This is a genomic window from Arthrobacter sp. 10T413_2 (genome assembly GCF_056394205.1).
Map to the genome: position 1 here is coordinate 1 of NZ_JBFTHK010000124.1, position 12,673 is coordinate 12,673.

General features: G+C 69.4%; 8 protein-coding genes. 5 read left to right on the forward strand and 3 right to left on the reverse strand.

Going from position 1 to position 12,673, the window contains the following annotated elements:
- The 3 genes from AC1DBQ_RS16815 to AC1DBQ_RS16825 form a co-directional block, all read right to left on the reverse strand.
- The coding region (locus tag AC1DBQ_RS16815) for an IS110 family transposase (protein ID WP_476929594.1) at nucleotides 1-195 on the reverse strand (195 nt) is incomplete at its 3' end.
- A gap of 267 nt (nucleotides 196-462) precedes the next feature.
- Complete coding sequence (locus tag AC1DBQ_RS16820; protein WP_476929595.1) at nucleotides 463-1,686, reverse strand: nucleotide disphospho-sugar-binding domain-containing protein; 1,224 nt, start codon at nucleotides 1,684-1,686, stop codon at nucleotides 463-465.
- 239 nt (nucleotides 1,687-1,925) lie between these two features.
- A complete protein-coding gene (locus AC1DBQ_RS16825) occupies nucleotides 1,926-2,600 on the reverse strand; it encodes a TetR/AcrR family transcriptional regulator (protein ID WP_476929596.1) in 675 nt (224 codons plus the stop codon).
- Between the two features lie 264 nt (nucleotides 2,601-2,864).
- Between AC1DBQ_RS16825 and AC1DBQ_RS16830 the strand changes: the two genes are divergently transcribed.
- The 5 genes from AC1DBQ_RS16830 (at nucleotide 2,865) to atzF (ending at nucleotide 11,784) form a co-directional block, all read left to right on the forward strand.
- A complete protein-coding gene (locus AC1DBQ_RS16830) occupies nucleotides 2,865-4,382 on the forward strand; it encodes an amino acid permease (protein WP_476929601.1) in 1,518 nt (505 codons plus the stop codon).
- Between the two features lie 82 nt (nucleotides 4,383-4,464).
- The gene (locus tag AC1DBQ_RS16835; RefSeq protein WP_476929597.1) at nucleotides 4,465-5,355 is read left to right on the forward strand and encodes an urea amidolyase associated protein UAAP1; all 891 of its coding nucleotides are present in this window, start codon (nucleotides 4,465-4,467) and stop codon (nucleotides 5,353-5,355) included.
- On the forward strand, nucleotides 5,352-6,035 hold the full coding sequence (locus AC1DBQ_RS16840) for an urea amidolyase associated protein UAAP2 (protein WP_476929598.1): 684 nt from the start codon (nucleotides 5,352-5,354) through the stop codon (nucleotides 6,033-6,035). Before AC1DBQ_RS16835 ends, AC1DBQ_RS16840 begins: the two co-directional genes overlap by 4 nt.
- The gene (gene uca / locus AC1DBQ_RS16845) at nucleotides 6,032-9,892 is read left to right on the forward strand and encodes an urea carboxylase (protein ID WP_476929599.1); all 3,861 of its coding nucleotides are present in this window, start codon (nucleotides 6,032-6,034) and stop codon (nucleotides 9,890-9,892) included. The genes AC1DBQ_RS16840 and uca overlap by 4 nt, the downstream gene beginning before the upstream one ends.
- A complete protein-coding gene (gene atzF, locus AC1DBQ_RS16850; protein ID WP_476929600.1) occupies nucleotides 9,889-11,784 on the forward strand; it encodes an allophanate hydrolase in 1,896 nt (631 codons plus the stop codon). Before uca ends, atzF begins: the two co-directional genes overlap by 4 nt.
- The last annotated feature ends 889 nt before the right edge of the window (nucleotides 11,785-12,673 follow it).

Here is a 12,673-nt window from a genome sequence, read left to right on the forward strand (position 1 = left end):
GATAGTGTTGGGCTGGTCCACGACCATCAGCACGTTCCCATGCTGCTGCAGCGTCGTGAAAAGCTCCCGCAGCCGGGCTTCGTCCTGCGGCAACGGCTTATCAAAAAGGCGTTCGCCGGCTCGGCTCAGCGCAGTGGCGTGGTGTTCACTCTTGCCGACATCAAGTCCGCAGTAAACATCGAATCCCTGATCCATACTGGCGCTCCTTCGCACCACTATATGGCCGCAGTCACGACACCCGCTGCCGGCACCCACGTTACGAAGAGACCTGAACCCGCTGGCCCGGCCTTGTCCCTATCAGCGGTCAACAAGTGCCTCCGAACCCGGCGACAACACCCCCCGGATCATCAATGACAGGGCAGGAAAGTCATACCGGGTCCAGCGACCATGTCCCCGGCCATCGGGAACCCAATAAATGTAACGGGCTCAGCCGCTTGCAGCGGCAGGTTCACTACGCCRCCGTCAGCCGGCCAGGTCAGCGAGAATCTGCGCACCTGCCTTGGCCCCGGCGCTCCTGCGGAGGCGGTCGCCGATGTACACCGCCGCCTTCAGGTGGCTCTCGGACGTCAGCAGGGCCGCGAGGGCAGCGCTGATCTGATCCGGCGATGACGTGCGGTTCAGCAGCACACCGGCGCCCGCGTTGCTGATGGCCTTGCCCACCATGCGCTGGTCCATCAGGGGGTGCATCGGCAGGACCAGGACCGGCAGCCCGTGGGCCAGCGCGCGCATGGAAGTGGCATGGCCTMCGTGGCAAATGACCGCGCTGCAGTCAGGCATGATCCGGTTGTGGTCGACGTAGCGGTGCACCGAGGCGTTCTCCGGCACGGACAGGCTCGCCGGATCCACCGCGGGACCGGTGGTCACGACAAGTTCCACCGGCAGCCCGGCCGCCGCGACCAGGATCTTTTGCAGCACCTCCCGCTGCCCGGGAAACGCCGTGCTGCTCAGGCTCACCAGGACCCGCGGCGGTCCAGCGGCCGAAGGTCCGGGCGACAGGGTCCCGGCAGCCGAGACCCCTGACGACGGCGCCGCGGACGGGGGCGGTACGCCGACCAGCTGCTCGGCAGACGGCGTCCMGGCACCGGCCACGACGACGTCGTCCACCACGGCCCCGGACCACACCACCTTGTCCGGGGCGCTCTCCCAGGAGACCCTGTCCCAGGAGCCGGCCGGATCCAGGACCGGGTCGGCGCAGACCAGTACTCGTTCCGCCTGCTGCATCACACGCCGCGGCGGCAGCCCCTTCAGCGTGAGCGCGGCGCCCATGGGGCCGTGCCGGAACGKCCCGTCGAAGAACGCGAAAAAGCTGTGGACCAACACCACATGCCGTAGGCCCGCTTTGGCGGCGGCATCGATCGCGCCCAGGAGCAGGCAATCGATGACGACGACGTCGGGCGGCTCGCGTCGCGCCTCCGCCACGAGGTCGCGGCCGATGCCGGCGTCGCTGAACGAGGAAAGCATGGCCGCGAACTGCCGGTGCGCCGGGGCCGGCACGGCGAGATCCAGTGGGGCCGCGTGCCGGTACGGGATGAATGCCGCGCCGGTGGCCTCCACCGCCGTCGCCTGCCGCGCGTGCCCGAGGAAGCGGACCCGGTGTCCTTGCCGCAGCAGTTCGCGGCCGATGCCCAGAGCGGGAGGGAGGTTGCCGCCGGCGTCGAGCGTGGCGAAGAGGAAATTCGGCATCATTTCCTCCTCAAGCCTTAACCCGCGGGGGCTCCTTTAGGGTCCTGCGGCCCTGACCCCAGACAGCTCTGTTGCCCGGGTTCCTGCGGCGCTCCGCCATGTCCTGCGGGAACACAGCAATACGGGTGCTCAGGGCACCGGTACTGCTGAATGCTAGTCGTTCGGGCGCGGCCGGGACAGGTGACGTGCCGGGAATCGGTCCTGTGTCGCCTTCAGGTGAGGAGAATGGGGTCCGCCGACMATCAACCCATGCTCGTCACGAGCTCCCCACTCCGGGCCCGGATCGMCGTAAGGCTGTCCGCCAGGCCGCAAAGGACGATGCCGGCGTCGGCCGCCTGCAGTGGAGACTCGGGTGTGTTCAGCCCGTCGGCGCGGAGGTTAACCAGCGACTCCACGAGACGGAACGCCAAATCCCCGTTTTGGCTGGTGCCCGCCCACCCGTTAGCGGGCAGTTCCGCCCCCAGTCGCTGGTACAGACCCCGGAGTTTCTTCCGGTCAGCCATAAAGCTCTGAAACCTGGCGCTGCGCGCCTCCGGCAGGTTGTAGAGCACCCCGAGGTTCCAGCGGGCGGTGCACAACTGGGTCCCGTCATAGAGCGCGACGGCGTGCAGCCGCGCCGCCGCCGCCACGGGGCTGCGGTCACCGTCATCCCCGGCGCAGACTGTGCGGGCAAAGGCGAGACCGCCGGCCACCGTGCCCGCCAGGAGAACCTCGAGGATGTCGTCCTTGTGGCTGAAGTGATGGTAGAGCGACGACTGGCGTATCCCGACGGCCTCCGCGATGGAGCGCGTTKAGGTGTTGGCGTACCCCTGCGTGGTGAAGAGTTCAGCGGCGGCATCGAGGATCTCGTCACGGGCCGTGGCCCCCGGACGGGAGGGCTGCTGCTTGCGGGGGCGCCCCGGGCCGGTTGTTGTCACGGCATCATTCTTGCACCCCGGCGGGCCCCTGCCCTCGCACCCCGGCGGGGCCCGCGCTGCGGCCCAAAACCCGGTGAGATCCGGGAAACACCACGGAAATATTCCGTCAATCCACCTTTTACACGGGCGAAACGAGTTCGGGATGTCCGGCTGGAAAACTATCAAGTGACCGGTATTCCGCAGCGTTGGGCCCAGTGCTGCATTTGCCGGAACGCATCAACTGAACGCATCAACCCCAACGCCGTTCCAGCCCCGGAGATTCCGATKACATCCACAGTTCTTCCCTCATCCACGCACACGGATGACGCAGACCTCACGTCGCTTGGCTACGAGCCCTCCCTGCACCGCAAGCTGGGCCGATATGCCTCCTTCGCGGCAGGCTTCTCCTTCGTGTCCATCCTGACCACCATCTTCCAGCTCTTCGCGTTCGGCTACTCCTTTGCCGGCCCGGCCTTCTTCTGGACCTGGCCGGTTGTGCTGATTGGCCAGCTGCTGGTTGCCCTGAATTTCGCGGAGCTCGCAGCCCGCTACCCGATCTCCGGGGCGGTCTACCAATGGGCCCGCCGCGTCGGCGGTGAAACAGTGGGCTGGTTCGCCGGCTGGTTCATGGCCCTGGCACAGGTGGTCACCKCCGCCGCCGCGGCCATCGCCATGCAGGTGGTGCTGCCCCAGCTCTGGGATGGATTCCAGCTGGTGGGAGGCGACCCCGCCCTGAACACCACCACCGGCGCCGCGAACGCCGTCGTCCTCGGGGCCATCCTGCTGGTGGTGACCACCGTGATCAACTCCCTGGGCGTCAAGCTGATGTCCCATGTGAACTCGGTGGGCGTGACCTGCGAAATCGTCGGCGTCGCCGCCGTGATCCTGGCGCTCATCACCGCCGCGCAGCGCGGACCCGACGTCGTGATGGACACCACCGTCCTGGCCGGATCCGATCTCGGCGCGGTCGGCGCGTTCATGGTCTCGGGCCTGATGGCCGCCTACGTCATGGTGGGCTTCAACTCCGCCGGTGAGCTCTCCGAAGAGACCAAGTCCCCGCGGCAGACGGCACCCCGGACCATCCTGTCCGCCCTGATCATCTCCGGCATCGGCGGGGCGCTCATGATCATCACGGCGCTGATGGCCGCGCCCAGCCTCGACGACGGACGGCTCGCCACCGAAGGTCTGCCCTACGTGCTGACCGCCGTCCTGGGCACCTTCTGGGGCAAAGTGCTCCTGGTCGACGTGGCCGTAGCCATCTTCGTCTGCACCCTCGCCATCCAGACCGCCGGATCACGCCTGGTGTTCTCCATGGCCCGCGACGGCAAACTCCCCGCCTCCGCCCTGCTCTCCTCCGTCCACCCCACCCGCGGCACCCCGATGTGGCCCTCGATCGCCATCGGTGCCCTGGCCGTGGGCGTGCTGGCCATCAATGTCGGCAACGCCGCCCTCTTCACCACGCTCTGCAGCGTCTGCATCGTCATGGTCTACGTGGCCTACCTCCTGGTCACCGTGCCGCAGCTCCTCAACCGCCTCCGCGGCGACTGGGACCGGGTGGGCCAGACCATGCCGGCAGGGCTGTTCTCACTGGGACGCTGGGGCCTGCCCGTCAACATCCTGGCGGTGCTCTACGGCKCCGTCATGGTGGTCAACCTCGCCTGGCCGCGGCCCGAGGTCTACGACCCCTCCGGAGAAAACGGCATCCTGCTCTACTCCGCCCCGCTGATGGTGGGCATCGTGCTCCTGCTCGGTCTCTGGATCCGGCGCACCAGCGCCCGGTCCGCGAGCCGCAGCGAAGCCTGACACCACTGCCTGACCGCGCAACTTCTGACCGAGTAACGCCTGACTATCTGCCCGCGCCACTCCACGCCCCTCCAGGATTGACATGACACAGACCTCCGAAACACCAGCCACCGCCACCACCGCCACATCCACAACTTCAGGCGCCCGGGCGCACGCCYGGGAACAGCACGGCCGCACCGCGGACACMATGCGGCACGTCCCGGCCGCGGCCGCCCCGGCGCGGTACACCGCAGGCCTGCCCGGGACCGTCGGGGAACGCCTGAGCTGGGCCGAATCCGTGGCCTTCGGCCGCTACACCGCCCTGCCGMTGGCCCGCGGAACCCGGATCCGGCTCACGGACACCGACGGCGACGCCTGCGTCCACGTCCTGCTCTACCGGAGCGGGGCATTGCACGAACGGCTCAATGTGGCGGACACCGTCAAGGTCCCGTGGCAGGCGTACCCCACGGCGGGCCACCCCCTGCTCTCCGACGCCGGCCGGTTGATGGCMACGATCGTGGCCGACACCTCAGCCCGCCACGACGCCCTGACCGGCGCCACCACGCTGGCCGGAAACACTGCCCGCTACGGCGCCGGGACCGCCCACAGCAGCTCGCCCGCCGGGCGGGAACTGCTGACCCTGGCCGCGCTGAAGCAGGGGCTGGGCGCACGGGACGTGGCGCCGTCGCTCTCCCTCTTCAAGGGCATCCGGGTGGACCCGGACGGCAGCATCCGGTTCACCGGTGCCGCCGGCGCCAGTGCCGCCGTCGACATCCTCCTGCACATGGACGCCGTGGTGCTCCTGGCGAATACCGCCCACMCCCTGGACCCCCGGCCGGACTTCACCGGAACCGCCGTCGACGTCGTCGCCTGGCAGGCCCCGGAAGACCTCGGCCTGCTCGCGGAGGGCCTCCTGACCGGGCCGCTGGCCCCCGAGCACCGGCAGGCCCTGAACAACACCGACCACGACCTCATGGCAAGGAACGCACGATGAACACCGCCACTGAAACCCAGACACCCCGGACCGCTACCGCCAGGGAAACAGCGCTCGCGGACGGCGCCGTCATCCTGGACGAATACGTGGAAGCCCGCGGYCCCTGGTCCGCCGTCGTGGCCGCCGGTGACGTCCTGACCATCGTGGACCTGGAAGGCAACCAGGCGGTGGACTGCCTGCTCTACGCGGCGGACGACACGGAGGTGCGCTACTCCGCCGCCGTCACCCTCGCCGCGCAGCGTTCCATCGTGCTGACCACCGGCTCCGTGCTCCGCTCCGACGCCGGCCAGCCGCTGATGACCGTGGTGGCGGACGAGGTCGGCGTGCACGACACCATCGGCGGGGCCTGCTCGCAGGAATCCAACACGCTGCGCTACGGGCAGCACACCCGCGAACAGCACGCCTGCGTGGAGAACTTCCTCATTGAGGGATCCCGCTGGGGGCTGGGGAAGCGTGACCTGGTCTCCAACATCAACTGGTTCATGAACGTCCCGGTGGACCCCGACGGCGCCCTCGKGATCGTGGACGGCCTCTCCGCCCCGGGCAAGCGGGTGGCCCTCCGGGCCGAGGTGGACACCCTGGTGCTGGTCTCCAACTGCCCGCAGATCAACAATCCGTGCAACGGCTTCAACCCCACGCCAGTCCGCATGATCGTCACCCGCCCGGAGGCTGCCCTGTGAACCGCTTCGACACCCTGCTGATCGCCAACCGCGGCGAAATCGCCTGCCGCATCATCGAATCCGCCCGGAAGATCGGGTTGCGCACCGTCGCCGTGTACTCCGAGGCGGACCGGGGCGCCCGCCACGTCCGGCTGGCCGATGAGGCCGTGCTCCTGGGCCCGGCCCCAGCCAAGGAGTCCTACCTCAAGGTCGAAGCCCTGCTGGCGGCGGCCGCGGCCACGGGTGCCGGCGCTATTCACCCCGGCTACGGCTTCCTCTCGGAAGACGCCGGCTTCGCGGAGGCCGTGGAAGCCGCCGGGCTGGTCTTCGTCGGACCCACCCCGGACCAGCTCCGGATCTTCGGCACCAAGCACACCGCCCGGGACGCCGCGCGGGCGGCCGGCGTGCCCATGATCGCCGGATCCGGCCTGCTCCCGGACGTCGACGCCGCCGTGCTCGCCGCCCGCGACATCGGCTTTCCGCTCATGCTCAAGGCCACGGGCGGTGGCGGCGGCATCGGCATGACCGTGTGCCGCACCGAGGACGAGCTCACCGAGAGCTACCCCCGGGTGGCGCGCCTCGCCGGTGCAAGCTTCAGCACCGCCGGCGTTTTCGCCGAGCGCTACGTGGAGCACGCCCGGCACGTGGAAGTGCAGATCTTCGGCGACGGCGAGGGCCGGGTGGTGAGCCTGGGCGACCGTGACTGCTCGCTGCAGCGCCGMCACCAGAAGGTGCTGGAGGAGGCACCCGYGCCGGATCTGCCCGACGCGCTCCGGGACGAACTGCACCGCAGCTCGCGTGCCCTCTGCGGATCGCTGGACTACCGCTCGGCCGGGACCGTCGAGTTCGTGTACGACCCGGCCCGCAAGGAAGCGTCCTTCCTTGAAGTCAATGCCCGGCTCCAGGTGGAACACCCCGTCACTGAAGCTGTCACCGGCGTCGACCTCGTGGAGTGGATGCTCCGGCTGGCCCAGGGCGGCACCGACGCAGCCGGCGTGCTGGCCGGGCGTCCGGACAGCATCCCTGTCTCCGGCCACGCTGTCGAAGCCCGGCTCTATGCCGAGGACCCGTCCCGGAACTTCCAGCCGAGTTCCGGAACCGTCACCAACGCCGCCTGCCCCGCAACCGATGGCGTGCGCGTGGACGCCTGGGTGGAAACCGGCAGCGAGGTCTCCACGAACTACGATCCCCTCTTGGCGAAGATCATCACCACCGGCACGGACCGGAACCAGGCCTTCGACCGGCTCGGCGCCGCGCTGAAGGCCACCCGGATCGACGGCATCGAGACCAACCTCGGGATGCTCCGGGCCGTGACGGCCCTGGACGTGGTCCGCGACGCGGCCCACTCCACCGGCACCCTGAACGACCTCGGCGATCCGGAACCCCGGATCACCGTGGAGCGGCCCGGACTGCAGACCTCCGTGCAGGACTGGCCGGGCCGGGCCGGTCTGTGGCAGGTGGGCGTTCCGCCCAGCGGCCCGATGGATGATCTGTCCTTTCGGCTGGGCAACCAGGCACTCGGCAACCCCGAGGGCGCACCCGGGCTCGAGTTCACCATGACCGGCCCCAGCCTGCACTTCACCCACGCGACGACGGTGTGCGTCGCCGGCGCCCACACCACGCTCACCGTGAACGGCACCAACGTGCCGGCGTGGGAACCGGTGACGGTGCCCGCGGGAGGCACTCTCGACGTTGGCACCGCCGAAGGCTCCGGCCTCCGCGGCTACATCCTGTTCCAGGGCGGGCTCGACGTACCGCAATACCTGGGCAGCGCGTCCACCTTCACCCTGGGCCAGTTCGGCGGCCATGGCGGCCGCGTCCTCCGGGCCGGAGATGTGCTGCGGGCCGTGGCCACGGAGACTGCCACCGAGGTTGCCGTGGACCCTGCGGCGGATGCGACGCCRGGCAACCGGCCGGCAGCGCCTGGCCAGGCCGGTCCCGTTCAGGCCGGTTCCGTTCCACTGGACAGCAGGCCGGTGCTGACCTCCGCGTGGGAGCTGACGGTCGTGGAGGGCCCGCATGGCGCCCCCGAGTTCTTCCAGCGCGAGGACATCGAGGATCTTTACGCGGCCAGCTACGAAGTGCACTTCAACTCCGCCCGCACCGGCGTGCGCCTCATCGGCCCCAAACCCCGGTGGGCCCGCAGCGACGGCGGCGAGGCGGGACTGCACCCGTCGAACATTCACGACACCGCCTATTCGGTAGGCGCCCTGGACTTCACCGGCGACACCCCCATCCTGCTCGGCCCGGACGGTCCCAGCCTGGGCGGCTTCGTCTGCCCCGTGACGGTGGTGACGGCCGACCGCTGGAAGCTGGGCCAGCTCCGTCCCGGCGACACCGTCCGATTCGTTCCGGTCGAAGCCCGCCGGGCGCCGTCGGCCAGGGATCTGGGACCCGGGCGGCAGCTGGTGCTGCCGGGGGACACCGGGTGGTCCCGTTCCGCCAGCGGTGCAGCGACCGCCCTGAACGCCGGCGCCGCCCTGCCACCCGGCGGGCTGGAGTCCGGCAGGGCCCTGCAGCCCGCCGRCGTCCGCCGKGGAGACGGCGACGACGGCGTGCTGGGCCGGGTGCCGGAAGGTCCCGGACGGCCCGCGGTCACCTACCGGCGCTCCGGCGATGACAACCTGCTGGTGGAATACGGCGACATGGTGCTCGACCTCAGCCTGCGGGCCCGCGTGCACGCCCTGCACCAGCACCTCGAAGAGCTCCGCATGCCGGGGATCGTGGACCTCACGCCCGGGATCCGGTCCCTGCAGATCAAGATCGACCCCGCGGTGCTCCCCACCCCGCGCCTCCTGGGCCTGGTGCAGGACATCGACGCCGCCCTGCCGGCGAGTTCGGAGCTGGTGGTGCCCAGCCGCACCGTCCGCCTGCCGTTGTCCTGGGACGATCCGGCCACCCGCGAAGCCATCCAGCGCTACATGGCCGGCGTCCGGGACGACGCCCCCTGGTGCCCGTGGAACATCGAGTTCATCCGGCGCATCAACGGCCTGGAGTCCGTGAACGATGTCTTCGACACCGTCTTCAACGCCGAATACCTCGTCCTGGGCCTGGGCGACGTGTACCTGGGTGCCCCGGTGGCGACACCCCTGGATCCCCGGCACCGCCTGGTCACCACCAAGTACAACCCGGCCCGGACCTGGACGCCCGAGAACGCCGTGGGAATCGGAGGGGCCTACATGTGCATCTACGGAATGGAAGGACCCGGCGGCTACCAGTTCGTGGGCCGGACCACCCAGGTGTGGTCGCGCTACGCCGATTCCGCTCCGTTCGAACCGGGCTCACCCTGGCTGCTGCGGTTCTTCGACCGCATCTCCTGGTACCCGGTCAGCCCGGAAGAGCTGCTGGACCTGCGGGCGGACATGGCCGCAGGCCGCGGGCGCGGCGTCGACATCGAAGACGGCACCTTCTCCCTTGCCGATCATGAGGACTTCCTGGCCSGGAACAGCGAGTCCATCGCGGTGTTCCGCGAGCAGCAGGCGGCGGCCTTCGCCGTCGAACGCCAGGCCTGGACCGACGCCGGCGAGTTCGACCGCGCGGACGCGGCAGCCGCCGTCGTCCCCGAGCCTGAAGAGCTGGTGGTCCCCGACGGCGCCACCCTGGTTACCGCCCCGTTCGCCGCCAGCGTGTGGAAGGTGGACGTCACCGCGGGGGACCACGTGGTGAAGGGCCAGCCGCTGGTGTCGCTGGAAGCGATGAAGATGGAAACCGTGCTGGCCGCCCCGTGCGACGGCGTGGTGCAGCAGGTGCTGCCGGTGGCCGGATCCCAGGTGGTGGGCGGCGAAGCCCTGGTGGTCCTCGGGCTGCCTGCGGAGACCTCCGCGGAGGAACTCATCGAGGAACTGGACACCAAGGAACTGGAAGAGGCCACACTATGAGGGCGACGTTTGAAGGACCGAGTGCGACCGCCCGGGTGCGGGCGGCGCTGGCCGCCATCGAAGCMTCAGGCCGGCCGGAAATCTGGATTACCCTCCGGGCTGCGGACGAGCTGCTGGCCGAGGCATCCGTGGTTGACGACGCCGTGGCTGCCGGYGCGGACCTGCCCCTGGCCGGGTTGCTCCTCGCCGTGAAGAACAACGTCGACGTGGCAGGAATTGACACCACCGCGGCGTGCCCCGGCTTCGCCTACACCCCCGAGCGGGACGCCGAGGCCGTGGCCCGGCTGCGCGCAGCGGGCGCGGTCGTTGTGGGGGCCACAAACTTGGACCAGTTTGCCACCGGGCTGGTGGGGACCCGCAGCCCGCACGGGGMGGTCCGCGATGCGCGCCGCCCGGACCGTATCTCCGGCGGCTCCAGCTCCGGCTCCGCCGTGGCCGTCGCCCTGGGGCTGGCGGACATMGCCATCGGGACGGACACCGCGGGATCGGGTCGCGTCCCCGCCGGACTCCAGGGAATCGTCGGCATCAAAGCCACCCTGAACGTGGTGTCCACCGCCGGGGTAGTGCCGGCGTGCCGCTCCTGGGACGCCGTGACCATTTTCGCGAGGGATCTGGGCACGGCTGAATTGGCCATGGGGATCACGGCCGGCGGGGCGCGCCAGTGGCCCGCCGACGTCCGGCTCGCGGCGCCGGAGCGGCCGCGCGTCGCCTATCCGTCCAGCCTCCCGGAGCTCCCGCCGGCGTGGGCGGCCGAATTCGGCCGCCAGATCGCCAGGCTTCACGCCGACGGCGTGGACGCCGAGCCGATCGAGTTCGAGGTATTCCTGCAGGCCGCGCGTCTGCTGTACGACGGCGGGCTCGTCGCCGAACGCTACGCGGCCGTCGGGGCCTTCGTTGACGCCGTGGGCGACAGTTCCGAAAATCCTGCGGGGCTGGATCCGACGGTCGCCGGAATCGTTCGCCGCGCCKGCCAGGTACCGGCACACAGCTATGTTGCGGACACCGCCCGGCTGGACGGACTGAAGCGGCAGGCGATGGCGCGGCTCGAAGGGTTCGATGCGCTGGTGGTCCCCACCGCGCCGTTCCACCCGAGCCTGGCGGACGTCGCGGCCGACCCTGTGGGCGTGAACTCCCGCATGGGCACCTACACGAATTTCTGCAACCTGTTCGATCTGTGTGCCGTCGCCGTACCCGCGGGAGAGGTGGAGGGGGCCCAGTTCGGGCTCACCGTTGTGGGCCGCACGTTCGACGACGCCGTGGTGGCCGACATCGCCCGCAGGATTGAAACCCCACCGCCGCCCCCGGCGCAGTTCGCGGCCGGGGCCGCTCCATCCAGGCAGTTGCCCGCGGGAAAGCCATGGCCCGTCCGGGCCGGCGCGTCCTCGGTACCCCTGGTTGTGGTGGGGGCGCACCGCAAGGGCCAGCCGCTGGCGCACCAACTCGAAACCCTGGGAGCCGCCTGGGCCGGGCACGTACGCACGGCCGCTCGCTACCGAATGGTCTCGCTGGACACCCAGCCGCCGAAACCCGGCGTGTACCGCTCGGCGGACGGGGCGGAACTGGTGGCCGAGCGCTGGCTTCTCTCCGAAGCGGCGCTGGGTCAATTCCTGGCGGCGTTGCCCGAGCCGATGCTCCTCGGCTCCGTACGCCTGAGCGACGGGTCCAGTGGCGTCGGCTTTGCCTGCGACGCGGTCGCCGCCACGAACGGCACGGACATMACCAGGTACGGCGACTGGCTGGCTGCGCTGGCCGCCTCTCCGGCCGGGCAGGCGGTTCCGGGCCTGGAAGTGCTTGGTGAGGGACCGCGCGGTCAGGGATCACGTGGCACCTTCCGTGAAGCGCTCCTGACCGGGTTCACGCGGGGGATGCAGCCCGGCACCAAACGAAGGTAGCCGTGAGTCCGCGCTTGGCCAGATTCACGGGGCCAGCTTCATGGCGCCGCCCGGGGGAGGCCTGCCGGGGGAGTGCCTCCCGGGGGCCCGCCCGGCGGAGGCCTGCACGGCCGGCTGGTCCGGACCTTCCAAGTCTTCCAGCCCATCGCAATATCGATCGAAAGGAACGGTAGTGCTGAACGTCAAGACATGGTGGGCCGCGATCCGCGCTACGGCAGCCCCGCGTCCCGCAGGGGAGGTGACGGCCGCCACCCGTGACGCAGAACTGCAATATTGCTGGCTGCTCCCGGGTGACGTCACGTATTCCGCCGCTCCGTCAAAACCCGAGACGCAAGCAGCCGTKGAGTGACGCGTCGGGCAGCCGCTGCCCGACGCTATCGTGGCGCCGTGTCTGGGCCGGTGACGCAGCCCACAGGGGCAAGGCTTGGCCTCTGGGGTTTTGGAAGGGCCGGTGATGCGGCCGGATTCCGCGTAGATCCGGGGAATATGACGCCGGGGGACACCTTTGCGGGCCGATTTGTGCAGGGTMCTCCCGGCGTGTAAAGTAATTCGAGTCGCCGCCGCTGATGCGGAAAAAAKCGACCGACCCCCTTCTAAACAGCCTGAAAATGGTTCGCAAATTAGCGTGCCGAATAAGGGTGGGGACCTTTTCGAGAGAATGTAGATCGCAGAAATGCGAATTTGCAAACACTCCCGAGATCGGGTAAGTTTGAAAAGTTGCTCCGGAGCGATCCGCGACCGAATGTTGGTTGTGGTGGTGCCGGGTGTGTCTGTTGTTTGAGAACTCAATAGTGTGCCAAGTTTGTTGATACCAATTTATTGTATTGAATTGGTTGAATTTGCCGGGCCCGCCACCCCGTGGTGTGGTCTGGTGTTTTTAGCTGGTTTC